This window comes from Streptomyces olivochromogenes (assembly GCF_021538895.1).
Lineage (GTDB): Bacteria > Actinomycetota > Actinomycetes > Streptomycetales > Streptomycetaceae > Streptomyces > Streptomyces olivochromogenes_A.
Genome location: NZ_JADDRL010000015.1, coordinates 24,196 through 47,258, shown reverse-complemented (window position 1 = coordinate 47,258; position 23,063 = coordinate 24,196). Strand labels below are relative to the sequence as shown.

Sequence of the window (23,063 nt, the reverse complement as noted above, 5' to 3'; positions counted from 1 at the left end):
GCCCGGCTATTGGGCCCGGGCCACGAGGAGCGCGACGTCGTCGTGGTCGTCGGGGTGGCGCAGGCCGTAGAGCAGGAGGTCGCAGGTGTCCTCCAGGGGCCGTTGGGGCTCGTCCAGGAAACTGAGGAGGACGTTCAGACGGTCGTCGATGGCGTGGTGCCGGGTCTCGACGAGGCCGTCGGTGTAGAGGACCAGCAGGTCACCGGGGCCCAGTTCGGTCGTCGTGGTCTCGAAGGGGATGCCGCCGACCCCGAGCGGGGCCCCGGGCGGCAGGTCGAGCAGTTGCGGACGTCGTCCCGGGCCGGCGAGCGCGGGCGGCATGTGTCCCGCGTTGGCGATGCGGCACTTCCCGGTGTGCGGGTCGTACACGGCGTACAGGCACGTGACGATGTAGTGCTCCAGATCGCAGGTGATCTTGTCCAGGTGCTGCAGCACCGCCTCCGGTTCGAGGTCCAGGTCCGCGTAGGCGCAGGTGGCCGTGCGCAGCCGGCCCATGGTGGCGGCCGCGTCGATGCCGTTGCCCATGACGTCGCCGACGACCAGCGCGGTCTTGTCGTCGCTGAGCGGGATGACGTCGTACCAGTCGCCGCCGACCTCACTGGTGGTCTGCGCGGGCTGGTAGCGGGAGGCGAGCTCCAGGCCGGTGTGGTGCGGCGGATGGTCGGGCAGCAGGCTGCGCTGGAGCGTGAGGGCGGTGTTGCGCACGCTCTGGAACCAGCGCGCGTTGTCGATGGCCACGGCGGCCCGGCTGGCCAGCTCGCTCGCCAGCACGACGTCGTCCTGGTCGAACGGCACCGGGTTGCGGGTGCGTTTGAGGTCCAGGGCGCCCAGCACCTCGCCGTGGGCGATCAACGGCACCGCGAGATACGAGTGCACGCCGGCCCGTGCCAGCAGCTCGGTGGCCTCGGCGTCGCGGGCGATGCGCCGCAGGTCGTCCTGGCCGACGTCGCGCACCAGGACCGGGCGCCCCGTGTGCACGCACAGGGTGACCAGCCGGTCGCCGTCGTACGCGGCGAGGTCCCCGGGAGCCTCGGTGGCGCGCAGGGCCACCGTCGGGTGGGCGGCCTTGAGGGCCAGCGCGCGGAAGAGCTCCGGGCCGTTGTCCGGCTTGCGGGTACGGCGGCAGGCCAGGGCGGAGTCGAGGACGTCCACGACGACCAGGTCGGCGAGCTCGGGGGCGGCGATCTCGGCCAGCTCACGGGCGGTCTGCTCCACCTCCAGCGTGGTGCCGACGCGGGTCGAGGCGTCGGCGATGAGAGCCAGCCGGCGCCGGGCCCGGTCGGCCTCGGTGGCCGCCCGGTGCCGCTCGGTGACGTCGACGACCGAGGCGGCCGCGCCCAGGACCCGCCCGCCGGGATCCTCCAGCCGGTAGAAGGAGAGCGACCAGGCACGCTCGCGGTCGGACGGGGCGCGGCCCACGTGGTACTGGTCGAGCAACGGGGTGCCCGTGGTGAGCACCTGGTGCAGGGCGGACTCGATGGTGTCGACGTCGGAGAAGGGCAGGGTGTCCCGCAGATGGCGGCCGACGTGTTCCTCGGCCGGTATGCCGTCGATCCGCTCCAGGGCCGGGTTCACCAGGAGGAAGCGCAGGTCGGGATCCATCAGGGCCAGGCCGATGGGGGACTGGTTGATCAGCCGCTCGCACAGGGCGAGGTCGGTCTCGACGCGCTGGAGCAGCGTGTGGTCGGCCGCGAGGCCGAGGGCGTAGACCTCGCCGACGTCGTTCAGCAACCGCATGTTGCGGAACTCCATCAGGCGGGTGCTGCCGTCCTTGTGCCGGATGGGAAAGGCGCCGGCCCAGCTCCGGCCGGTCTGCAGCACCTCCGCGAACAGACCGAGGACGGACTGCAGGTGCTCCGGCCGGATCAGCAGGTGCGCCGCGAACTCGCCGAGGGCCTCCTGCGCGGTGTAGCCGTAGAGCTCCTCCGCCTGCGGCGTCCAGAACACGATGCGTCCCTGGGAGTCCAGGACGATCGCGGCGACACTCAGCACGTCCAGGAGACCGATGGGCGCGGACGACTGCGGGCCGGGCACACCGTCGCTGGGCTGGACGGGTTCGGCGTCCTTGGCCTGGAAGGATTCGGCTGTCATCCCAGATCCTCCTCCACCGGCCGACCGGGCCGGCGTCGCCGCGCACCCGCGCTCGGGCCACCGGGTACTTCCATGCTGCCCCGGAGCCATCGGCTCGCGCGAGTCGCGCCGCCATGCCCGGGGCACCGAGTACCCCCGGCGGCCCGGCCCACGCCGGGGCCGGTGCCGCCGCGGCCCCGGCTCAGGGGGTGAAGACCTGCTCCAGGCTGTCGATGGCTCCGTCGCCGCCGAGGTGGTACTTGAAGACCAGGCCGCTGTCGGGATGCGCGTCCAGCCAGTCGAGGAGTTCCTGCACGCCGATGCGCTGGTTCTTCGAGCTCTCCACGATCGGGTTGGTGGCGGTCACGTAGGCGGCCTGGTCCATGGGCAGGTAGGTCTCCTTGCCCACGGTCTCGAACGGCGCGCCGTCGGAATCCCCGGTGGGGCAGCCCCAGTTGCCGTGCTTGACGATCAGGCTGAGGGAACCGCCCTCGGGCGAGTAGCGGTAGACGGCGACCTCGTCGGGGGAGATCGGCATCTTGTGGTCGCAGCCGGCGTCCCCGCCGCCCCCCGCGGCGGACGACGCGCTCGCGGCCGGCGCGGTCGAGGCGGCCGGGGCGGATCCGGCGGTGGCGGTGCCGCCGCCCTTGCCGCTCGAACCGGTGGAGGTCTTGGCGGCGGGCGTGGCCCCGGCCGCCGGGGTGCCGCTGCCGCTCGCCGGCGCGGCGGCACTCGTGTCCCCGGCGCTCGGGGCGGACGAGGCGTTGTCGCTGTCGGCGCTGCCGTTGCAGCCGGTGAGCGCCAGGGCCAGTGCGGTCACGGTGCACAGGCTCACGGCGGTCGTGCGGAGCGCGGCCGGTCTGCGGCGGCCGGTCTTCGTGGTCGGTGCCATGGTGGGTCCCCCCTTGATACGAGCAGCCCGGGTACGGGCGATGTGATCCGGGAGGAGGGACGATCCGCGGCCGTCCGCAGTTTCACCTTCCACAGGTCGTTGCGCGCTCGTGACGTGTGCGGACGGCGGCACCGGCCGGGGCCCGCGGCGCGGTGCGGCGGGGGGTGACCCTCGGTGCAACAATGGGCTTCGTGGGGGCCCGGCCCTGGGATGGGACGTACGTATGGGCGTCAGCCGCGCGCTCGGAAGCACAGAACCGGCCGATCCGTTCGACATCGAGTCCGCGGCCGTGGCGGTCACCGATGCCAGGGGGCTGATCGTCTTCTGGAGCCCCGGAGCCGAGCGCCTGCTCGGACACCCGGCCCGTGACGTGGTGGGGCGGCCCGCGGAAACCGTCCTGGCGGGCGGCGACCTGGGCGCGGCCGTGGCAGGGCTGCGCCGCAGCGGCCGCGCCTGGCACGGCGTACTCGCCGTCCTGCACCGCGCCGGCCACACCCTCGACCTCGCGCTGCGGGCCTGCCCGCTGGCCGCCGCCGACGGACACCGCGGCTGGCTCGTGGTCGCGTGCGACGCCGAGCAGCGGATCGCGTACGACTCCTACGAGACGCTCGCCCGAGGTCTGCTCGAACGCTCACCCCTGGGCATCGCCGTCCTGGGCACCGAGGACCTGCGCTGGAGCTGGGCGAACCGCGCCCTGACCGAGATGGAGGGGCACCGGCAGGCCGGGGGCGACGGGACCGGAACCGACGCCGGCTCCGGTGAGGTGTCGCCCCTGCTGCAGCGGCACGCCCGGCGGGCGCTGGTCACCGGGCAGCCCCAGGTGTCCCTGGAATACGCGCCCATCCACGGCGCGGACCGCCGCCGGCGAGGTCAGCGGCGGGTCAGTGTGCGCTCGTTCTTCCCGGTGCGGAACTCCGAGGGGGAGACCCTGGGCATCTGCCTCGTCGCCCTGCAGGCCGTCGGCCAGGACTCGGCGCGCGACCGCCTCGCCCTGTTGAACGAGGCCGGTGAACACATCGGCACCACGCTGGACCTCGGCCGCACCGTGCAGGAACTGGCGGAGGTGATGGTGCCGAGGGTCGCCGACTTCGTGGCGATCGACGTCCTGGAAGGCGTCCGGGCGCGGGCGGACCCGTCTCGGGGAACCCAGAACGGCGAATCGACCCTGCGCCGGGCCGGTCACCTGTCCATCCAGGAGGACCTTCCCGAAGTGGTCGTGGAGATCGGAGGCGCCATCAACTATCCGCCGCCGTCCCCCCAGCAGCGCTGCCTGGGCACGGGCAGGTCCATCCGCGAGGACGTCAGCGCCGCGACGCCCTGGCTCCTCGACGACTCCGAGCGCTGGACGAAGCTCATCCGGCTGGGCGTGCACTCGCACCTGGTCGTGCCGCTGCGGGCACGCGGCATCACCATGGGCGTGGTCACCCTGCTGCGCTGGAAGAACCCGGACGCGTTCGACGAGGACGACCTGCTCCTCGTCGAGGAGCTGGTGGCGCGGGCCGGGGTGTGCGTCGACAACGCCCGGCGCTTCGCGCGGGAGCGGGAGGCGGCGCTCATGCTGCAGAAGAGCCTGCTGCCCCCCGACCTGCCCCGGCACCACGCGGTCGAGGTCGCCTGCCGGTATCTGCCGACCGATGTCGAGGCGGGGGTGGGCGGCGACTGGTTCGACGTCATCCCGCTGTCGGGGGGCAGGGTCGCCCTGGTCGTGGGGGACGTCATCGGCCACGGGCTGCACGCCGCGGCGAGCATGGGCCGGCTGCGCGCCGCCGTGCAGACGCTGGCGGACCTGGATCTGCCCCCGGACGAGCTGATGACCCACGTCGACGACCTGGTCGTACGCCTGTCGGAGGAGGCCGAGGCGGCTCCGCAGGGCCCCACCGTGGTCGGTGCCACCTGTGTGTACGCCGTCTACGACCCCGTCGCCCGCACCGTCTGCGTGGCCCGCGCCGGACACCCGAGCCCGGCGATCGCCCACCTGAGCGAGCCCGTCGAGTTCCCCGACATCCCGGCCGGTCCGCCCCTCGGACTGGGCGGACTGCCGTTCGAGTCGAAGGAGATCGCGGTGGAGGAGGGGAGCATCATCGCCCTCTACACCGACGGTCTGATCGAGGCGTCGGACCGGGACGTCGACGTGGGGATGGAGCGGCTGTGCTTCACCCTCGCCCACCCCGACCGGCCGCTGGAGGAGATCTGCGACATCATGGTCCGCACGCTGCTGCCGGACCGCCCGCGGGACGACGTCGCCTTCCTCATCGCGCGGACCCATGCGCTCAGCCCCGACCGGGTCGCCGCCTGGGACGTTCCCGCGGACCCTTCGGCCGTGCACGACACGCGGACCAAGGTCGACCAGCAGCTGTCCGTTTGGGGGCTCGACGACGTGGCCTTCACGGCGGAGTTGGTCGTGAGCGAGCTCGTCACCAACGCCATCAAGCACGCGTTCGGCCCGATCTCGCTGCGTCTGATCCATGAGCGGAACCTGATCTGCGAGGTCTCGGACGCCAGCAGCACCTCCCCGCACCTGCGCCGGGCCCTCACCACGGACGAGGGCGGGCGCGGCCTCTTCCTGGTCGCCCAGGTCGCCCAGCGCTGGGGCACCCGCCACAGCACCGACGGGAAGACCATCTGGGCGGAGCTGCAGCTGCCCGAGGAGCCGTGACCGCCGCCGGGACGCTCTCCTCGGTCCACCCCTGTGCCGCCCGGACCGCACCGAGCACGACCGAGCCGATGTACCGGAACGGCATGGGTCAGTGCCGAGGGGCGCCTCTCGGCACGTCAACCGGTGAGCTGGTAGATGCTCTTGCCCGTGAGCCAGAAGCCCACCACCAGGCAGCCGAGCACGATGGCCTGCTCCTGGTGATCCCGCATCCAGGTGCGCAGAGCCAGCAACCGGGCTGTCGCCGATCTCGGGGCGAGCACCACGTACAGCTCGGTGGCCAGCAGGCTCGCGGTGGCCAGGAGGCAGAAGCCGAACAGCGCCAGCCAGGTGGAGAAGTGGGACAGGTCCGCCGCCACCACGGTCGTCGCGGCCGCCGCGACCATGCCCCAGGGCTGCAGCAGCACGGCGAGCCCCGCCGAGGTCCAGACCGTCGGCTGCCGCTCGGGCTCCGCGGCGCTTTCGTCGGCCCGTGCTCGGCCGGCCGAGTGCCGCCGACGCCGGTATTCGCCGTAGAGGATGAGCGACACGCCGACGAGCAGCTTGGCGGCGAGGGCCGCCGTCGAGGGCGGCGACTTGGGCGGCGGCGGATGCCCGCCGGTCAGCCCGAGGACGATCGCGATCACCGCGACCAGACAGGCCAGCCAGCTCAGGATGAAGACGAGCCCCTTCCACGCTCCCCGCGGCGAGGCCACGACCAGGACGAACGCCATGACGGGCAGCGGGTCGAGCGTGATCGCCAGGGCGATGAGCAGCAGATCGAGAACCATGGCGACCCCACGCTGTCGGCACTGTCACGAGAGTGGGCGGGACCCGCGGGACTCACCTGTCGGGGCCCAGGGGATCGGGCGCCCGGGGCTGCCGGAGCGCGCTCAGCACGGCCCAGATGACCGAGATGAACGGGACGGCGACGATCGCGCCGATCACGCCCGCGACGATGCTGCCCGCGATGACGGACACGGCGACGGCGAGCGGGTGGAGCTGGACCGCCCAGCTCATCACCAGCGGATGCAGTACGTGCCCCTCCAACTGGCCGATGACCACGATGAGGATCAGTACCGCGAGTGCCGTGAGCGGGCCGCGGCCCGCGAGGGCGACCACCGTGGCCACACCGAGCGCGACGGGCGAGCCCACCAGCGGCACGAAGGTGGCGAAGAACTCCAGCAGGGTCAGCGGCAGCGCGAGCGGCACCCGCAGGATGAAAAGGGCCACGCCGACGAGTACGGCGTTGGTGGCGGCCACGATGATGATGCCGCGGGTGTACCCGGCGAACGTCCGCCAGGCCGCGTATCCGGCCCGGTCCCAGCTGTGCCGGGCCCCGCTGGGCAGCAGCTGGTCGCGAGCCCAGCCCCACAGCCGCTCCCCGGAGTGGACGAAGAAGACGGACGTGAAGAGCGCGAGCGCGGCTCCGGTGATCAACTCGACGACCCTGCCCAGTCCGCTGACGGCGCTGCTGAGCAGGCTCGCCCGGTGCGTGGTGAGGTAGTTCACCACCTGACGCTGCAGATCGGAGAGTTTGCCGGGGCTGAGCCGGAACGGCGGTTGCTGGAGCCACAGTTCGATCCGGTGGATGCCGCCGCGGAACTCACCCGCCAGCTTCGCCGACTCGCCCGCCACCGCGTTGCCCACCAGGGCGAGCAGCGTGAACAGCAGCAGCACACTGCCGACGAGCGCGACGGCGACGCTCACGGATCTGGGCAGAACGCGGTTCAGTAGATCGGCGATGGGCCGCAGGAGGGAGGTGACGACGAGCGCGAGGAACACGGCCACGGCGATGAGCTGGAAGCGGCCGAGGATGGTGAAGACGCCGTAGACGACGGCGCCGACGAGGATGAGGCGCCAGGAATAGGCCGCGGCCACGCGCAGCCACGGCACGGTCCGTTCCGCCGCCGAGGCCGTCGTGGCCGCCCGGTCCGCCGGGCCGGGGCGCGGCCGAAGACGCACCGCGTGCGCCGGCCGGCTGCCCAGCACCGCGCCGCCCGTCCGGCGCCCCCGGTCCTGCCCGGCCGTCCGACCGCCCGCATCGGCCATCGCCTCTCGCGTCTCCCCTCCGATCCTGACTGTCAGTCACGTCTAGAGCACGGTAAGGGCAAGACGGGCGGGCGACCGGGCGCAACGCGCCCGGCGGGGCCGTGATCGAGCGGAACGGGTGCGTGCCCGCCACGGGTGGTCGGGCGCGCACCAATCCCCGGTCAGGGGGTCAGTCGCGTCCGCGCGGAGTGTCGAGACGCTCCAGTACGGCGCGTGCCATCGCTTCCTCACCCTTGGCGTTGGGGTGGGCGGGCGCCGCCGGCGAGGCGGGCTGCAGCGGCTCGATCCAGCGGTCGGCGGGCGCCTTGCACATGTCGTGACCGACCGTGGGCCCGTAGGTGTCGACGTACTGCGCGTGGTTCCACTTCGCCACCAGGCGCAGCATGAGGTTCAGCCGCTTGCCGGTGTCCCGCAGATACGGGAAGTCCTTCGCCGCGAACGGCACCGACGGGAAGCAGCCGCTTCCGTCGTCGGGCAGCAGGTCCGGGTAGCCCACGACGAGGACCCGGGCGTGCGGCGCCCGCGCGTGGACGGCCCGCAGCACGCGGTCGACCTTCGGCGCGGTCTGCACGATGTTGAGCGTCAACTGGTCGAACCCGGAAGCCCCGTAATAGCGCTCGCACGGGTTGCCCGTCGGATCCTGGGCGCCGAGGCGGGCGCAGGTGCCGATGATGGAGCCGAATCCGATGTCGTTGCCGCCGATCTGGACCGTCACCAGGTCGGTGTCCCGGCGCACCGCGTTCAGTTGGGGGTCGTTGGTGCCCTGGGGCTTCCACATGTGCTCGGTCGTCGCGCCGCCGCAGCTCACGTCCTTGAACGCGGTCACCTCGCGCGCCGCCGCCACGATCGAGGGGTAGTTGTGGTCGGAGCGGGCGCAGTTCGCGTCCACCTGGGTCGGGATGAGCGGGCCCGACGTATAGGAGTCCCCGAGCGCGGCGTAGTTCATGTCGCGGCCGTGGCCGGATCCGTGGGCCGCCGCGGGCGTGGCGGACGCGGCGACGAGGACGCAACCGCCGAGCGCCGCACCCACGCTCACCGCCCGCCGCCGGCGTCTTTCCGCTTCACCCTGCATCGTGTCGTTCACCAAGGCGATCCCCCCTGGACCGAAACGGCGTGCGGAGCCGGCGACAAGCGTGTGACTCGCGCACGTTGGATCGCCCTTGTATACCGCTCGGTATGTTGAAGGGGCCAGAGGTGGGAAGCACCCGGCTGAGCGGGATTCCGGGCCGTGCGCCGCCGACGGTGACGCGGAACTGGCCGGCGCCCTGCTCCTGCCCGTCCTCGACGACTTCACGGAGGTGGACCGGCGACCGCTCTCGCAGGTGCTGGACTTCGACCTGGGGGTGCTCGTCGACCGGACCCCGCCGCGCAGTTGGCCCAGCCGGCGGCCGAGACCCGCCTCGGCACCTGTCCCGAGGTGGCCGACGCCCTGCGCCGCATCGGCCGCGAAGATCCTCCACGACCGGATGTCCCTGCACCGGCGGAGCGAACTGGCCGCCGACCTGGAGGCGGGACCGGAGAGCGCCGAGGGGTCCGGCTAGCGGCAGTCGTAGGCGAAGTGGACACGGGCCGTGCGATCGCCGGGGGACAGGACACGCAGTTCCGCCACGGCCCCGTACCGGCCCCGCCCCTGGAACGTCCACAGCAGATGCAGCCGCGTGCTCCGCTGCCCCCGGGCCATGTCCTCGCGCAGGACGCGGGAGGACGTGCCGTCGTTGCGGATCCAGCGGTAGGAGAGCGTGCCCTTGCGGCCGTTGGTCCGTACGGTCGCGACGACGTCCGCGGTCGCGTCGCATCCCACGCTCTCCTGCGCGGTCGTCACGGCGACGTCGCGGACGGCGACCGGGGCCGCGCCGTACTTCCAGCAGAGCAGGAACACGACGACGGCGATCAGCACGAGCGCGGGCAACGCCTGCCGGCGGAGCCGGTCGCCCGGACGCGGGGCGGGCGGCGCGGGTGGCGTCGGCGGAGCGGGCGGGGGCGTCGTGCTCAGGCGGTGCGCCAGCGCGGCGGTGACCCCGGGGCCGAAGCGCAGGACGGTTCCGTCGACGGGGTCGGGCGGCGTCGAGACGTTCGAGACATCCACGGTGTCCGTGGTGCCCGTGGTGCCCGTGGCGCCCGGGGTGTCCGCCACGGTGGTGTCCACCCTCGTGGCGCCCAGGCCCGTGGTGCCGAGTCTCTTCGTGTCGATCCGCGTCGTGTCCGTCTCGGGCCGTTGGAACCAGTGACTGGCCAGCGCGGTGGCGCTGTAGTCGTCGGCGTCCTCGGCCGGTGCCTTCGGCACGGGCGCGGGTCTCGGGGTGGGGTCGGATGCGGCCTGGCGGTCGTCTTGAGCGGTCATCGGATCTCGCATTGCCGGGTGAGGAGTTGCTGCGAGGCACCGCCGTCGGCGGATGCGGGGCTGGTCGTCGCCTGCACGGTCCAGTAGCAGCCGGTTCCCTGGAAGGTGTGGTCGACGGTGATCGTGTACTGCGTGGCGCCGCTGCGCTGGTACGACGTGGGCGCGCCGTCCGCCGCGCCCGGCTGCCCGCTGGTGTTCCCGGAGAACCAGCCGACGGTGACCGAGATCGGTCCGGTGCCGTCGGTGGTGACCGTGATCGTCGCGGTCGCGGTGCTGGGGCCGGTCTGCCGGAAGGCGGCGACCGTGACGTCCTTGACCGCGGGCGGGGCCGGTGGCGGGGAGGCGCTCGTCGTCGTAGTGGGGGAGGCCGACGCGGTGGGGCCGCCGGCCGTCGGCCCGGCACTTGGGGTGGCTCCCGGTGGGCCCGAAGGGGTGCCGGAGGCCGACGGGGCGCTGGTGCCGTCGGTGGCCGAAGCGGAGGGCGAGACGGTGGGGGACGCGGAGTCCGTCGTGTCCGGTGACGCGGACGGTGCCGCCGTCGTCGGGAGCGGACCGTGGCCGGAGGCCGGCGAGGCGCTCGTGGTGGCGAGAGTCTGCGCCGCCTGCCCGGTGTCCACCCGGGGGCCCCGGTCCATGCCCTGGGCCAGGACGAACGCCAGGATCAGGGCGACACCGGCCACGGCGATTCCAGGCCAGCTGGGCCGCCAGGCGTGGAGCCGGCCCGGGCCCGCGCCCTGGGCGAGCACCGTGCGGGCGGTGTCGGTGGCCGAGTCCGGGGTGCGCAGGGCGGAGGGGCGCAGGAGCAGCAGCAGGGCCACGAGTTCGCCCAGCCGGCCGCGGCCGCGCTTCTCCCAGTCGTCCCCGTACGCGGCGACGGCGGTCGCCTCCAGGTCCGCGACGAACTCCGTGGCGTCCGTGGGGCGTTCGTCCGCTGATTTGGCCAGGCCACGGCGGACCAGCGCACGCACCGCCTCGGGCACGTCCGCCACCGGGATGGGGCCCTCCACGTGCCGCAGCGCCAGTTCCGCCAGGTTGTCGCCCGAGTAGGGCTTACGGCCCGTCAGGCACTCGAAGAACGTCGCGGTGGCCGCGTACACGTCCCCGGCGGGGGAGGCCGGCGCGCCGGTCCACTGTTCGGGGGCCATGTAGGAGGGGGTTCCGGCGATGCCGGCGCTGATGCCGGCGTCCACCGCGATGCCGAAGTCGACCAGCTTGGACACGCCTTCCGGGGTGACCAGGACGTTCTCCGGCTTGTAGTCCCGGTGGACCACGCCGACCCGGTGGGCGTCGGCCAGCCCCAGCAGCGAGCCCTTGAGCACGACCAGCGCGGCCTCGGGCGAGAGCGGACCCTGCCGGCCCAGCAGGGTCCGCAGCGAGGCGCCGTCCACCAGCTCCATCACGATGGCGGCGCCGATCGTGGCCTCGACGTACTCGTAGAGGCCGGCGACGTACGGGCTGTCCAGTCCGGCGAGCAGCTGCGCCTCCGCCCGGAATCCGTGCAGGAAGTCCGGGCGCGTGCGCAGCCCCTCGCCGAGGTACTTCACGGCGACCGGCACACCGGTCTGTTCATGGACGGCGAGCACCACCCGTCCACTGGCACCACTGCCGAGCTCGAACGACTCGGAGTACCCCGGTACCGCCCATGCGTTCATCGCCGCACCCCCTGCCGTGGCACGTCCGCGGCTCCCTGCTTCCCGGGAGCTCGGCCACGCGGACAGAGACACATTTTCGGCCATCCCGGTTGCAGGTGTGCGACCGGGGGCGGACCTACATCGAACGGGAAGCGCCGCGGGGGCTCAGCGGACCGGGAAACCGAAGGTGTACCCCTGCTGCTTCAGCCACGGCAGAACCTCGCGGAGAGCTGCGACGGTCTGCGAACGGTCGCCGCCCGCGTCGTGGAAGAGGAGGGTCGGCCCGTTGGATATCTCGTTCTTGACGGTGCTGACGATGGCGGCGGAGCCGGGACGCTCGAAGTCCTTGGTGTCGACGTTCCAGCCCAGCGGGCGCATTCCGTGGGAGGCGGCGAGCTTGCGGCTGTACGGGGTGAAGGCGCCGCCCGGGGCACGGTAGTAGAGCGGGCGGACGCCGCCGGACGCCTTGGTGATCATGCGTTCGGCGTCCAGGATCTCCTGCGACTGGTAGGAGTCGGACTTGGTGTCCATGGTGGTGTCGTGCGTCACCGTGTGGTCGCACAGCCGGTGCCCGGCCGCCACGACGGCCTTGACCAGGTCCGGGTGGGCCTGGGCCTGCGTGCCGACCATGCAGAACGTGGCCTTGACTCCGTTCTCGCGCAGCACGTCCAGGACCTGTGGCGTCCAGTTCGGGTCGGGTCCGTCGTCGATGGTGATGTTGACGCCCCGGTCACCGCGGTCCGAGGCGTGGGCGATGTCCACCGATACCCGCGCCGGTGCAGCGGGACGCGCGGAGGCATTCGCCGGCCCGTGCCCTCCGCCGACGGAACCGGCCTGTGCGGTCCACACCGAGGTGGCGGCCGCCACCGCTGTCACACCGACCGCAGCCGCGAGTACCCGGCCGTGCCATCCCCGTCCCCCATGCCGCGCCATGTCCGCCCGCTCTCCCCTCGACGTGATCCATCCCGTGCACACCTCAGGACGGAGAAAGGACGCGACGGGATCCGCCTGTTACCAACCGCGGACAAACGAGGGGAACTTCCGCGACGGACCGGTCCGGTCGGACGGCCCGGGCACCCGCCAATTTGAGCCGTTACTTTGTCGCCGCCATGACAATTTGTGACCGAGGTGTCACTCTGCTGTCTCCGTGCTCACACGGTCTTCATGGTTCCCCCATCTTTTCTTCAACTTCTCACCGCTCCTTCGACTCCGATCACCCCCCACGGAAGGAGAACGCCTTGTTCCGGCAGGAACGTCATCCCCAACGATCCGGATACACCACGGCCTTGGTACTCACCGCGGTGAGTACCCTGCTCGCGGCCGGTGTCCAGACCGGCACCGCCTCCGCCGCCCCCGCCAGTCGGGGCGACGCGAAGATCCTGGCCACCCCCCGGTCCGCGGCGGCCCCCGCCCGGCTCTCGCCGCGCGAGCACGCCGCACTCGTCAGAAGGGCCGCCGCCGGCACCGTCGCCACGGCGAGGACCCTCGGCCTCGGCGCCAAGGAGAAACTCGTCGTCAAGGACGTCGCCCGGGACGCCGACGGCACCACCCACACCCGCTACGAACGGACCTACGCCGGCCTGCCGGTCCTCGGCGGCGACCTCGTCGTCCACGCCCGGCACGGCCGCCTCACCGTGTCGAAGGGCACCCGGACCGCCCTCGCCCCGCCGACCGTCACACCGAGGATCCCGTCGGCCACGGCGAGGACCACCGCGCTCGCGGCGGCCGCGAAGGCGGGCGGCGAGCACGTCTCGGTCGCCCGCGCGCCGCGGCTCGTCGTCTGGGCCGCCGGTGCCCGCCCCACCCTGGCCTGGGAGTCGGTGGTCGGCGGCTTCCAGGACGACGGAACACCCAGCGAACTCCATGTGATCACCGACGCCGCCTCGGGCAAGCCCCTGTTCCACTACCAGGGCGTCCGGACCGGCACCGGCACCGGCCAGTTCAGCGGAACGGTGCCGCTCGGCACCACGCTCTCCGGTACGACGTACCAACTCGTGGACGGCGACCGCGCCGGACACCGCACCTACGACCTGAACCAGGGCACCTCCGGCACGGGCACCCTGTTCACGGACGACAACGATGTCTGGGGCGACGGAACTGCGGGCAACCGTCAGACCGCCGGCGTGGACGTCGCCTTCGGCGCCGCGGCGACCTGGGACTACTACAAGGACGTCTTCGGCCGCAACGGCATACGCGACGACGGAGTCGCCGCCTACAGCAGGGCCCACTACGGCAGCAACTACGTCAACGCCTTCTGGTCCGACACCTGCTTCTGCATGACGTACGGCGACGGCTCGGGCAACTCGCACCCGCTGACCGCGCTCGACGTCGCCGCGCACGAGATGAGCCACGGCGTCACCAGCGCGACCGCCAACCTCACCTACTCCGGCGAGTCGGGTGGCCTCAACGAGGCCACCTCGGACATCTTCGCCGCCGCCGTGGAGTTCCACACCAACCTGCCCGCCGACGTACCCGACTACCTCGTCGGCGAGAAGATCGACATCAACGGCGACGGCACACCGCTGCGTTACATGGACAAGCCCTCCAAGGACGGCGCGTCCCGCGACTACTGGAGCTCCTCCCTCGGCGGCATCGACGTCCACTACTCCTCCGGACCGGCGAACCACTTCTTCTACCTGCTCTCCGAGGGCAGCGGCGCGAAGACCGTCAACGGGGTCGCCTACGACAGCCCCACCTACGACGGACTGCCGGTCACCGGCATCGGCATCGAGAACGCCCAGCGCGTCTGGTACCGGGCCCTCACCACGTACATGACCTCCACCACGAACTACGCGGGCGCCCGGACCGCGACCCTCCAGGCCGCCGGCGACCTCTTCGGCGTCTACAGCCCCACCTACCTCGCCGTGGCCGACGCCTGGGCGGCGATCGACGTGGGCAACCGCATCGCCCCGGGCGTCAACGTCGCCCCGATCGGCGACCAGATCAGCGGGGTCGACCAGGCGGTGTCCCTCCAGACGGAGGCGTTCACCACCAACTCCGGCGCGAAGCTCACGTACGCGGCGACCGGCCTGCCGGACGGCCTGACGATGAGCGACACCGGTCTGATCTCCGGCACGCCGACCGTCATCGGCACCAGCGACGTCACGGTCACCGTGACCGACGACACGGGAGCCTCGGCCGCCGTGCACTTCACCTGGCGGGTGGCCCACATCTACGCCAACGCCACCCGGGTCGACATCCCCGACGCCGGGGCCGCGGTGGAATCCCCGATCACCGTCACCGACCGGACCGGCAACGCCTCGGCCACCACCCAGGTCTACGTCAAGATCGTGCACACCTACCGGGGTGACCTGACCGTCGACCTGGTCGGCCCCGACGGAACCGTCTACGCACTGCTCAACCGCAGCGGCGGCTCCGCCGACAACGTCGACCAGACCTTCACCGTCGACGCCTCCGCCCAACCCGCCTCCGGAACCTGGAAGTTGCGGGTCCAGGACCACGCCGGGATCGACGTCGGCTACATCGAGCGGTGGCAGCTCACGCCCTGAGCCGCCCCACTCACCCCGGCCGTCGGCCCTCGGGACGCCTCCGGCTTCCCGGGGCCGACGGTCGTCGGACGAGAACGGCGCTCAGGGCCGCAGCGGGCCGCACAGCACGGCCGCGGGGCCCTGGGCGCTGCCCAGGCGGGTGGTGAAGGCGATGCCCGCCGCGTACTCGTCGGCGGCGCACTGCCCCTTGTAGTGGCCGGAGGCGAAGTCGCCGCCGGCGCCGTCCGCGGGCCGGTTGTCGGAGCGGTCGAACCAGACGGTCCGCCCGGCCCGGCCCAGGGCGACGCCGGCGGGTGCGCACAGCGCCGCCGACACCCGCTCACCGCGCCGGCTGTAGCCGATGAGGAACTGCCCGGCGGGACACTGGAACTTGGTGTAGCCGCCGGCCCAGTCGCCGCCCCCGGGCACGTACCGCTCGTCGGTGACGACCGTCTGCGCGGTGCCCGCGGCGCGCAGGTCGCCGCCGGTCGTGTCGGTGCACAGGCCACGGCCGCCGGTGTGGCTGAGTCCGATCAGGCGCAGGCCGTCGGGGCAGGCGGCCTTGTAGGCCCCGGAGTCCCAGTCACCACCGGCCCGCACCCGCAGCGACTCCACGGCGTCGCCGTGGTCGGTGGCGAGCATGCGCCAGACGGGCACCGGCGTGACCGGGCCGGTGCGCGTCGGTGCGCTCATCAGGTGATTCCAGGCGGTGGCGCGCCAGTCGCCGGAGTCGAGCAGGCCGGAGCGCCGCCCCGCCGTGTCGTAGCGCAGCAGGGCCCAGTCGTCGTGGCCCTCCCAGCCGACCAGCGGCCAGTAGGCGAAGTCGGTGTCGTGGTCGGCGAAGTAGTCCGTGATGTTGCCGAACCAGGTGCGGGCGGCGCCGCCGGTCTCGTTGGCCCCGATGCCGAACTCGCTGATCCACACGGGCGCCGTGTAGTGCTGTCCCTCGCTGGTCACGAAGAACGCCTGGTCGGCGAGGACTTGGTGGAGCTGGTCGCGGGACAGGTCCTGGTAGCGGGGGTCGTGGGTCTCGCCCATGCCGGTGGCGCCGCTGTGCCGGGGGCCGGTGTAGCCGTAGAAGTGGGCGGAGTAGACCAGCTTGTGGGCGTCCACGAGGGTGTGCGAGAGCGTCCGCACCGGGGCGAGGGTGGGGCGCTCGTGCGGGAGCCCGTCGACGGGTATGCCGGTCCAGTTGATGCCCTCGACCACGATCAGCAGATTCGGATTGGCCTCGGTGAGGATACGGTCCGCGGCGACCTGCGCCGCGGCGTACCAGTCGTGGCCGTCGCCCAGGCCCCAGGTGGGGTCGTCCCAGACGTCACGGCGCACCTCGTTGTAGAGGTCGGCGCCCACGACACGGGGGTCGGCGGCGTAGCGGCGGGCCATGAAGACCCAGTCGTCGGCCCACTGCTGGGTGGACTGACTGCTGTTCCAGCGCTCGTTGCCGTCGACGCCGCAGCACCAACGGGAGGTGTTGGTGTGGTTGTTGAGGATGACCGCGAAGCCGTCCCGGGTGAGGGCGGACACGACGGCGTCGTAGACCTGCAGGGGTGTGCGGCCGCGCAGCCCGGGATTGGCCGCGACGGCGGCGTCCGGCACCGGGGCCGTCGCGTGGATCATCTCGTTGGAGAACGGCAGCCGGATGCTGTTGATGCCGAGCGCGTGGAAGTCGGCGAGCAGTTGGGACAGCGGGGCCCGGTCCAGGCCGAGCGGGATGCCGTGGGAGACCTGGCCCGCGTGGTGGTCGGCGGGGTCGGCGGTGCTGCCGCTGCCCGTCCACGACCCCTGCGCGCCGTCCCAGTTGGCCGACTTCAGGCGGAAGCGGTGACCCTGGGCGTCGACGATGTACCGGCCTCGGGTGGACAGCGGCGGCTGCCAGGTGTCGGCCGCCGGGGCGGTGGCGTCGGCGACGGCGGCGGTGGTCCGGCCGGCGGTGTCGGGGGTGGCGGGCCTCTGGGCGGCGACCGCCGGCGATGCCGTGGTCAGGAGCGCGAGGGCGGCCCCTGTTGCTGTCAGGTGCTTGACAAGTTTGGCGGTCGGCATCCGTGTCCTCTGTGGGCGCGCTGGGGGCATGGCGGCGCGGTGACGCGAGAAACGGGGGCCGCGTTCTTGCGCGGCCCCCGTGTGTCACCGGCCCTGACGGGTCGCCAGCCTACGGAGGAACTACGGCCGGGTCGACGTCAGTTGGCGCCACCATCCTCTTCCGCGCGGCCCTAGGCGGCCAAGCGCTCGGCGAGGGACTTCGCCTTCGTGCTCGCTTCCTGGTGGGCCCGCTCGCGGGAGGCCTCGAAGAGCGGGACCAGCTCGGCCATGGCCGGGTTGTGCGGGGCCATGGTGAGCTCGGGGACGATGAAGTCCAGGTCCAGGGCGAGGGTGTCGGCGAGGATCGCCCGCAGGTAGTTCTGGACGAACTCGAACGACTCCCTCGGGGTGCCGGGGGCGTAGGAACCGCCGCGGCTGGCGACGACGGTGACCGGCGTGCCCTTGGCGGTGGGGGTCTCGCCCGCGGTGCGGCCGAAGAGGATCACGTTGTCCAGCCAGGCCTTGAGGGTGGACGGGATCGCGTAGTTGTACATCGGGGCGCCGATCAGCACCGCGTCCGCCCGCTCCAGCTCCTCGATGAGCCGCACGCGCTCGGCGAAGGCCGCCGCCTGCTCGGGGGAGTGCGCGGCGGGATCCGCGAACCCGGCCGTGTGCGCGTCGGCGGTGATGTGCGGCACGGGGGTGGCGGCGAGGTCTCGGTAGATCACCGTGCCCTCGGGGTGCTGCTCCTCCCAGGCCTTGCGGAAGGCGGTCGTCACCGCGCGGGACGCGGAGCCGGCGGTGGGGAACACGGACGAGTCGATGTGCAGGAGTGTGGCCATCGGGGGTCTCCCATGAGCGGTCGTTCGGGCGCACGTGCCCAGGGGTGACGGACATCCCCAGGACGTGCTGCGGTTTCGTACTCAACTATGGATATCACAGGGACTTACTTTTTTTCATCCCCGTACGACGGCACAGTATCCTGGGGGCATGGCGGTCGAGCAGACTCACGACGTGGAAGCGTGCAAGCAAGTGGACGGCGGCATCACGCGCGTCTTCCAGTTGCTCGGAAAGCGATGGACCGGCCCGATCGTGGCCGTGCTGGTGGAGCAGCCCGCGCACTTCGCGGACCTGCGCAGGGCTGTGCCCGGCATCAGCGAACGCATGCTCTCCGACCGGCTGACCGAGCTCGGCGCCGCCGGCCTCGTGGTGCGCGAGGTCGACGAGGGGCCGCCCCTGCGCGTCTCCTACCGGCTCACGGCTTCCGGCGCCGCGCTGGAACCGGCCCTGCGGGAACTGGGGGAGTGGGCCAAGGTGCACCTGCCGGACAGCGGGCCGTGCCCCTGACCGGTTCGACAGCGTAGCCGCCGCCCGCACAAAGTAGCCGCCGCCCGAGCAAATGGGACGCGGGGTGCTTCGTCACGCGTGCTGCGCCGCGTGCCGCTGCGTGCGCAGTGTCTCCAGCAGGCGCAGCCAGATCTCGCTCGCCGTGGGGTAGCTGGGTACGACGTGCCACAGCGTGGACACGGGGAGGCGGCCGACGATCGCCGTGGTCGCCGAGTGCACGAGTTCGGCGATGCCGGCGCCCGCGAACGTCGCTCCCAGCACCACGTCCGTAGCGCGGTCCACCACGAGTTTGGCCCGGCCGCGGTAGTCGGCGCGCATGACATAGGTGCCGGCGAGCGCGCCGAGGTCGTACTCGACGACCTCGACGTCGATCCCGGCGTCCCGCGCCTGCCGTTCCGTCAGGCCTGCGCTGCCGACCTCCGGGTTCGTGAAGACGACCTGGGGCAGGCCCACATGCCCGGCTGCCGAGGACGGCAGCTCCGCCGAGCCGGCGGCGCGCGCCGCGATGACCTCGCCGACGATCCGGGCCTGGTACTTGCCCATGTGTGTGAGCAGCGCCCGGCCGCACACGTCGCCGATGGCGTACAGCCAGCTGCCCGAGGCGCCCCGTACGGACTGGTGGTCGTCGACGTCGAGATAGCCGCCGGGGGAGAGGCCGACGGTCTCCAGGCCGATGTCGTCGGTGTTCGGGGTGCGGCCGGTGGCCGCGACGATCTCGTCGGCCTCGATGACGGTGCCGTCGTCGAGGGTCACGCTCACCGCTCCGCCGTGCACCCGGCCCCGGCCGGTGTCCTGCGCGTCGGCCCGCCGCACCTCGGCCAGGGTGCGGCCGAGACACAGTCGTACGCCCGTCTCGCGCAGTTCCTGAGCGACCAGCGTGCCCGCGAACGGTTCGTTCCGGGCCAGCAGCCGCTCCCCGCGATGGGCGAGGGTCACCTCGGCGGCGCCCAGCCCCCGCAGCCAGGTGGCCGCCTCGCAGGCGACCACGCCACCGCCCACGACGAGCACCCGGCGCGGCACCTCGCGCATCGTGGTCACATCGCGTGAGGTCCACGGCAGCGCGGCACGCAGCCCCGGGTTGTCCGGTACGGCCGGACAGGAGCCGGTGTCGATGACCACGGCGTGCCGGGCGGTCAGCGTCCGGTCGGAGCCGTCCGGCCCGCTGACCACGATCGTGCGCTCACCGGCCAGCCGCCCGTAGCCGCGCACCACGTCGATCCCGGTGTTCAGCGCCCAGTTCACCTGGGAGGTGTCGTCCAGGCCGTTGATCACGGCGTCGCGGCGGGCGAGCACCGGGGCGGGGTCCAGGCGCGCCGTCAGACCGGGCAGATGGTCGGCCGCGTCGACCACCTCGACCGGGCGCAGCAGCGCCTTGCTGGGCATGCAGGCCCAGTACGAGCACTCGCCGCCGACCAGGGCGTCCTCGACGAGCACCGAGGACAGGCCGGAGAACTGGCTCGCGTACTGGGCGGCGTTCTCCCCCGCCGCAGCGGCGCCGAGGACGATCACGTCCCACTCGGAGCGATCCGGGTCCACGGCTGCCGTCATGAGATCCTCCCGGGTCGCCCGTCCACCGAGGCGGCGGGGTGCGCGGAACGCATCAAATGCGATGACTGTCCGAAATGCAAATATTGCGGCGAAGCGTCAGCCTAGCCGCCCTGGCGTTCTCCCGCGCGAAGGATCTCCTCGGCCTCCGCCTCCTGCTCCAGGCCCACCGTGGTGGTGACCCGCACGACGCAGGGGCGCCGCGGCATCGACCCGAATCCGAACCGTACGGGGGGCTCGACGGGGGCGAGCGGGCCGAGGACCCGGCCCTCGTTGACGGCGGTCGCCGAGATGACCGGGCTCAGGTCGCGCGCCCCGTACCACTCGCGTCGCCCGTCCACGGCGGAGCCGCGGGTGCGCGCGCCCAGCCACAGTCGTGCGGCCGGATCGGTCACCACGGTCCAGCCCGGCCAGGCGGCGAGGGCACCGGGCACGGCCCGCAGCACGAACCCCGGGAGGCCGCGCCGTCCGACGGTCAGGCGCAGACCGAGCGAGGCCGCCTCGACGGCCCAGATCGGTCCCACGACATTCACTCGTACGGGCGTTACCTGTACGTCGTCGAAGGTGTACGTGCCGGTGATGAAGTCCGCCGTCTCCCAGGTCGGGGAGAACAGCACGCGGTGCCCGTCGGCTCGTTCCAGCATCACGTCACTGAACGGCCCGAACGGCGATCGCATCCAGTGCCCCACCATGACGCGTGTGCCGGAGGCCGTCCCGATGCCGGCGATCCAGCCGTCGAAGCGCAGTCGCGGGGAGGAGGGCACGCGGACCACCTGCCCGGCGCACGGACCGCCAAAACCGGCGGTCACGCGCTTGGCGGTGCTCGGCGCGGCCCTCAGCCGGATCCCGCGTCGGGGGCACCGCTGCCGGTCCGGGCCGGTTCCGGCCGGGTGGCAGGCGGCTTCGGGCCGGCCTTGGACGACGTACGGCGGCGGCGGAGCAGGAGCCGTCGCGCCGGGCTTTCCACCGCCTCGTACAGGACCCAGGACAGGGCGAGGGACACCGTGAACGCGGCGGCGGTGACGGCCACGCCCGTCGTGAGGCCGAAGCGGGGGCGGTTGCCGAGCACGCTGATGCCGGCGCGCAGCACCAGGAGGTGGATCATGTAGAAGGCGAACGAGAGTTCCCCCAGCCTCACCAGCGGGCGGTGCCGCCACAGCGAGGGCAGCCCCCGCAGGTCCGCCACAGCCGCCGCCGGGATGAGCAGGGCGAAGCCGATGACGGGGCAGGTGGCGGCCGGGTACCCGTCGCTGACCTGCGGGACGAGGAAGTAGCCGATGATCGCCAGGGCGAGCGAGGCCTCCAGCCCCGGTCCGCGCCAGCGGCCGAGGAGCACCAGCCGGGCCGTGCAGACGCCGAGCACGAACTCGGGCAGGCGGGCCGCCGGGAAGGAGCTGAGCTGCTGGCCCAGCCAGTGGTGCGTGTCGGCCCAGGCCATGAGCAGCACCGTCAGGACAGAGATCGCGCCCAGCGCCGCCGCGCCCCGGGCGCCGACCCGGCGCAGGACCAGGAGCAGCGCGGGGAAGGCGGCGTAGAAGAAGGCCTCGCAGGCCAGTGACCAGCTGACGGGGTTCAGCGTCTGCCACCACGGGCCCCACCAGGAGTGGATCAGCACGACGTTGGCCAGGCCCTGGGAGAGCGTGGGCAGCGGCCAGCGGGTCAGCGTGCAGGCCATGACCAGGGCGATCGCCGCGGTGGCGAGGTGGACCGGGTAGACGCGGGCGACGCGCCGTCGCCAGAAGGCGAGCGCGCGGTCGTGCGGGCGCGCTGACCACGTCAGGACGAACCCGGACAGCACGAAGAAGAACGACACTCCGGTGGCGCCGCCGCCGAAGGCCCACGTCATGATGCGACCGCCGCTGCCTCCGAAGTAGCGGAAGTTGTGCACGTGCAGCCCGAAGACCAGCAACGCGGCCATCCAGCGCAGCCCGGTGAGGGAGGGCAGCGAGGGCCGGGAGGCGGCGGACGGAGGGTTTCTCGCGGTCGCGGCGGTCGAGTCGGTCGTGGCGGTGTTCGTCGTTTCGGTGGCGGGAGGCGTCCGGGTCGCCTTGGTCGCCGTCGTCATCGTGTCCCCTGTCGGAGCGCGGTCGTCAGTGGCATGAAACGGAAGGTTGCCCGTTCCTCTCCTTTCAACCCGGTCTCACGGGAAACATCACACCGGCGCCGGGGCGCTCTGTTGACGGAACATTCCGGATGGCGCACACAGGCACCCGTACGGGCGAGCTCCCGGCATCAGAAAGCACCGGAAAGCACCCGGAAGCACCCGGGAATGCCACGAGGGCCACCGCTGTTACAGGTCATAGTTGACATGCCCGAGTCAAGATCAGGGCGTGGGTGAAGGGAGAACCCCCATGGCACGCAGCACCGTGCGCCCCGTGGTCCGTCTGAAGTCGACCGCCGGGACCGGCGTCACCTACGTGACGCGAAAGAACCGTCTCAACGACCCCGACCGACTCGTCCTGCGCAAGTACGACGCCGTGGTCGGCAAGCACGTCGCTTTCCGCGAGGAACGCTGAAACCGGCCGTCCGCCCCACGGCGGACGGCGCTGAGGAAGGAAACACCATGAGGCCCGGCATCCATCCCGTGTCCCGGCCGGTCGTCTTCCGCGACCGTGCCGCGGGCGCCCTGTTCCTGACCCGTTCGACCGCGCCCGCCTCCCGGACGATCACGTGGGAGGACGGCACCGTCTACCCGCTGATCGACGTGGAGACCTCGTCGGCCGGCCACCCGTTCTACACCGGCACCTCACGGGTCGTGGACACCGCCGGCCGCGTGGAGCGCTTCGAACGCCGCTACGGCCGCTCGGCCCCGGACCACCGGTGACCCGGGCCCGCGGCCCCCGTACGAGAAGGAGTCAGGCATGAAGGTGCGCAAGTCCCTGCGCTCGCTGAAGTCCAAGCCCGGAGCCCAGGTGGTGCGCCGCCGGGGTGTGACCTTCGTGGTCAACAAGAAGAACCCCCGCTTCAAGGCCCGCCAGGGCTGACGAACCGCTCCGAGCAGTCCACCGGCCCGGTCCCGCGACACGCGGGGCCGGGCCACCGC

At 72.5% G+C, this 23,063-nt stretch carries 20 protein-coding genes; 7 read left to right on the top strand and 13 right to left on the bottom strand.

From position 1 onward, the window contains the following. Positions 1 to 6: 6 nt before the first annotated feature. Positions 7 to 2,091 carry a SpoIIE family protein phosphatase gene (locus tag IPZ69_RS09960; protein WP_235453670.1) on the bottom strand — a complete coding sequence of 695 codons (2,085 nt, stop codon included), beginning with the start codon at positions 2,089 to 2,091 and terminating at the stop codon, positions 7 to 9. A gap of 181 nt (positions 2,092 to 2,272) precedes the next feature. Beyond that, entirely contained in the window at positions 2,273 to 2,962 is a 690-nt protein-coding gene (locus IPZ69_RS09955) for a hypothetical protein (RefSeq protein ID WP_235453669.1), read from the bottom strand. Positions 2,963 to 3,185: 223 nt separating this feature from the next. Between IPZ69_RS09955 and IPZ69_RS09950 the strand changes: the two genes are divergently transcribed. Continuing rightward, positions 3,186 to 5,618 carry a SpoIIE family protein phosphatase gene (locus tag IPZ69_RS09950; RefSeq protein WP_235453668.1) on the top strand — a complete coding sequence of 811 codons (2,433 nt, stop codon included), beginning with the start codon at positions 3,186 to 3,188 and terminating at the stop codon, positions 5,616 to 5,618. Positions 5,619 to 5,734: 116 nt separating this feature from the next. Here the strand turns inward: IPZ69_RS09950 and IPZ69_RS09945 are convergent, their stop codons facing one another. The 3 genes from IPZ69_RS09945 to IPZ69_RS09935 form a co-directional block, all read right to left on the bottom strand. After that, on the bottom strand, positions 5,735 to 6,385 hold the full coding sequence (locus IPZ69_RS09945) for a GAP family protein (protein WP_235453667.1): 651 nt from the start codon (positions 6,383 to 6,385) through the stop codon (positions 5,735 to 5,737). A gap of 52 nt (positions 6,386 to 6,437) precedes the next feature. Next, on the bottom strand, positions 6,438 to 7,646 hold the full coding sequence (locus tag IPZ69_RS09940) for an AI-2E family transporter (RefSeq protein ID WP_235453666.1): 1,209 nt from the start codon (positions 7,644 to 7,646) through the stop codon (positions 6,438 to 6,440). A 169-nt stretch (positions 7,647 to 7,815) separates the two neighbouring features. Next, entirely contained in the window at positions 7,816 to 8,718 is a 903-nt protein-coding gene (locus tag IPZ69_RS09935) for an SGNH/GDSL hydrolase family protein (protein WP_235453737.1), read from the bottom strand. Between the two features lie 88 nt (positions 8,719 to 8,806). On the opposite strand from IPZ69_RS09935, the gene IPZ69_RS09930 reads away from it, so the two are divergent. Then, positions 8,807 to 9,187, top strand: a complete 381-nt coding sequence (locus tag IPZ69_RS09930) for a hypothetical protein (RefSeq protein WP_235453665.1) — start codon at positions 8,807 to 8,809, stop codon at positions 9,185 to 9,187. Here IPZ69_RS09930 and IPZ69_RS09925 read toward each other — a convergent pair. The 3 genes from IPZ69_RS09925 to IPZ69_RS09915 all read right to left on the bottom strand — a co-directional run bounded on the left by IPZ69_RS09925 (position 9,184) and on the right by IPZ69_RS09915 (position 12,551). Continuing rightward, positions 9,184 to 9,987: a hypothetical protein gene (locus IPZ69_RS09925; protein WP_235453664.1), complete on the bottom strand. Its 804-nt coding sequence runs from the start codon at positions 9,985 to 9,987 to the stop codon at positions 9,184 to 9,186. The genes IPZ69_RS09930 and IPZ69_RS09925 overlap by 4 nt on opposite strands. After that, complete coding sequence (locus tag IPZ69_RS09920) at positions 9,984 to 11,639, bottom strand: serine/threonine protein kinase (protein WP_235453663.1); 1,656 nt, start codon at positions 11,637 to 11,639, stop codon at positions 9,984 to 9,986. Before IPZ69_RS09920 ends, IPZ69_RS09925 begins: the two co-directional genes overlap by 4 nt. A gap of 144 nt (positions 11,640 to 11,783) precedes the next feature. Further along, a complete protein-coding gene (locus IPZ69_RS09915) occupies positions 11,784 to 12,551 on the bottom strand; it encodes a polysaccharide deacetylase family protein (protein ID WP_235453662.1) in 768 nt (255 codons plus the stop codon). 368 nt (positions 12,552 to 12,919) lie between these two features. Here IPZ69_RS09915 and IPZ69_RS09910 point away from each other — a divergent pair, with 368 nt between their 5' ends. Further along, complete coding sequence (locus tag IPZ69_RS09910; protein ID WP_445330169.1) at positions 12,920 to 15,127, top strand: M4 family metallopeptidase; 2,208 nt, start codon at positions 12,920 to 12,922, stop codon at positions 15,125 to 15,127. Between the two features lie 81 nt (positions 15,128 to 15,208). Here the strand turns inward: IPZ69_RS09910 and IPZ69_RS09905 are convergent, their stop codons facing one another. Together IPZ69_RS09905 and IPZ69_RS09900 are read right to left on the bottom strand one after the other, a co-directional pair. Next, positions 15,209 to 17,149, bottom strand: coding sequence for a glycoside hydrolase family 5 protein (locus tag IPZ69_RS09905; RefSeq protein ID WP_235453660.1), 1,941 nt, complete (start codon positions 17,147 to 17,149; stop codon positions 15,209 to 15,211). A 170-nt stretch (positions 17,150 to 17,319) separates the two neighbouring features. Further along, positions 17,320 to 17,970 carry an FMN-dependent NADH-azoreductase gene (locus IPZ69_RS09900; RefSeq protein WP_235453659.1) on the bottom strand — a complete coding sequence of 217 codons (651 nt, stop codon included), beginning with the start codon at positions 17,968 to 17,970 and terminating at the stop codon, positions 17,320 to 17,322. A 148-nt stretch (positions 17,971 to 18,118) separates the two neighbouring features. Between IPZ69_RS09900 and IPZ69_RS09895 the strand changes: the two genes are divergently transcribed. Then, positions 18,119 to 18,475: a winged helix-turn-helix transcriptional regulator gene (locus IPZ69_RS09895; RefSeq protein ID WP_235453658.1), complete on the top strand. Its 357-nt coding sequence runs from the start codon at positions 18,119 to 18,121 to the stop codon at positions 18,473 to 18,475. 72 nt (positions 18,476 to 18,547) lie between these two features. Here IPZ69_RS09895 and IPZ69_RS09890 read toward each other — a convergent pair whose 3' ends face one another. The 3 genes from IPZ69_RS09890 to IPZ69_RS09880 form a co-directional block, all read right to left on the bottom strand. Next, complete coding sequence (locus IPZ69_RS09890; RefSeq protein ID WP_235453657.1) at positions 18,548 to 20,023, bottom strand: dihydrolipoyl dehydrogenase family protein; 1,476 nt, start codon at positions 20,021 to 20,023, stop codon at positions 18,548 to 18,550. A gap of 101 nt (positions 20,024 to 20,124) precedes the next feature. Beyond that, on the bottom strand, positions 20,125 to 20,712 hold the full coding sequence (locus IPZ69_RS09885; RefSeq protein ID WP_235453736.1) for a hypothetical protein: 588 nt from the start codon (positions 20,710 to 20,712) through the stop codon (positions 20,125 to 20,127). 143 nt (positions 20,713 to 20,855) lie between these two features. Continuing rightward, positions 20,856 to 22,085 (bottom strand): acyltransferase family protein, encoded by a 1,230-nt coding sequence (locus IPZ69_RS09880; RefSeq protein WP_235453656.1) that lies wholly within the window; start codon positions 22,083 to 22,085, stop codon positions 20,856 to 20,858. Between the two features lie 286 nt (positions 22,086 to 22,371). On the opposite strand from IPZ69_RS09880, the gene rpmG reads away from it, so the two are divergent. From rpmG to ykgO, 3 genes are read left to right on the top strand one after another with little or no spacing between them, the layout of a single operon-like run. Further along, positions 22,372 to 22,536: a 50S ribosomal protein L33 gene (gene rpmG / locus IPZ69_RS09875; RefSeq protein WP_235453655.1), complete on the top strand. Its 165-nt coding sequence runs from the start codon at positions 22,372 to 22,374 to the stop codon at positions 22,534 to 22,536. Positions 22,537 to 22,583: 47 nt separating this feature from the next. Then, complete coding sequence (locus IPZ69_RS09870; protein WP_235453654.1) at positions 22,584 to 22,844, top strand: type B 50S ribosomal protein L31; 261 nt, start codon at positions 22,584 to 22,586, stop codon at positions 22,842 to 22,844. A gap of 37 nt (positions 22,845 to 22,881) precedes the next feature. Then, complete coding sequence (gene ykgO / locus IPZ69_RS09865) at positions 22,882 to 23,004, top strand: type B 50S ribosomal protein L36 (protein ID WP_046586208.1); 123 nt, start codon at positions 22,882 to 22,884, stop codon at positions 23,002 to 23,004. Positions 23,005 to 23,063 lie beyond the last annotated feature (59 nt).

What these genes read in the sequence shown, in the direction of transcription:
- IPZ69_RS09960 (WP_235453670.1), bottom strand. Translation starts at nt 2,091, where the DNA reads ATGACAGCCGAATCCTTCCAGGCCAAGGACGCCGAACCCGTCCAGCCC.
- IPZ69_RS09955 (WP_235453669.1), bottom strand. Translation starts at nt 2,962, where the DNA reads ATGGCACCGACCACGAAGACCGGCCGCCGCAGACCGGCCGCGCTCCGC.
- IPZ69_RS09950 (WP_235453668.1), top strand. Translation starts at nt 3,186, where the DNA reads ATGGGCGTCAGCCGCGCGCTCGGAAGCACAGAACCGGCCGATCCGTTC.
- IPZ69_RS09945 (WP_235453667.1), bottom strand. Translation starts at nt 6,385, where the DNA reads ATGGTTCTCGATCTGCTGCTCATCGCCCTGGCGATCACGCTCGACCCG.
- IPZ69_RS09940 (WP_235453666.1), bottom strand. Translation starts at nt 7,646, where the DNA reads ATGGCCGATGCGGGCGGTCGGACGGCCGGGCAGGACCGGGGGCGCCGG.
- IPZ69_RS09935 (WP_235453737.1), bottom strand. Translation starts at nt 8,718, where the DNA reads ATGCAGGGTGAAGCGGAAAGACGCCGGCGGCGGGCGGTGAGCGTGGGT.
- IPZ69_RS09925 (WP_235453664.1), bottom strand. Translation starts at nt 9,987, where the DNA reads ATGACCGCTCAAGACGACCGCCAGGCCGCATCCGACCCCACCCCGAGA.
- IPZ69_RS09920 (WP_235453663.1), bottom strand. Translation starts at nt 11,639, where the DNA reads ATGAACGCATGGGCGGTACCGGGGTACTCCGAGTCGTTCGAGCTCGGC.
- IPZ69_RS09915 (WP_235453662.1), bottom strand. Translation starts at nt 12,551, where the DNA reads ATGGCGCGGCATGGGGGACGGGGATGGCACGGCCGGGTACTCGCGGCT.
- IPZ69_RS09905 (WP_235453660.1), bottom strand. Translation starts at nt 17,149, where the DNA reads ATGCCGACCGCCAAACTTGTCAAGCACCTGACAGCAACAGGGGCCGCC.
- IPZ69_RS09900 (WP_235453659.1), bottom strand. Translation starts at nt 17,970, where the DNA reads ATGGCCACACTCCTGCACATCGACTCGTCCGTGTTCCCCACCGCCGGC.
- IPZ69_RS09895 (WP_235453658.1), top strand. Translation starts at nt 18,119, where the DNA reads ATGGCGGTCGAGCAGACTCACGACGTGGAAGCGTGCAAGCAAGTGGAC.
- IPZ69_RS09890 (WP_235453657.1), bottom strand. Translation starts at nt 20,023, where the DNA reads ATGACGGCAGCCGTGGACCCGGATCGCTCCGAGTGGGACGTGATCGTC.
- IPZ69_RS09885 (WP_235453736.1), bottom strand. Translation starts at nt 20,712, where the DNA reads ATGGTGGGGCACTGGATGCGATCGCCGTTCGGGCCGTTCAGTGACGTG.
- IPZ69_RS09880 (WP_235453656.1), bottom strand. Translation starts at nt 22,085, where the DNA reads ATGACGACGGCGACCAAGGCGACCCGGACGCCTCCCGCCACCGAAACG.
- rpmG (WP_235453655.1), top strand. Translation starts at nt 22,372, where the DNA reads ATGGCACGCAGCACCGTGCGCCCCGTGGTCCGTCTGAAGTCGACCGCC.
- IPZ69_RS09870 (WP_235453654.1), top strand. Translation starts at nt 22,584, where the DNA reads ATGAGGCCCGGCATCCATCCCGTGTCCCGGCCGGTCGTCTTCCGCGAC.
- ykgO (WP_046586208.1), top strand. Translation starts at nt 22,882, where the DNA reads ATGAAGGTGCGCAAGTCCCTGCGCTCGCTGAAGTCCAAGCCCGGAGCC.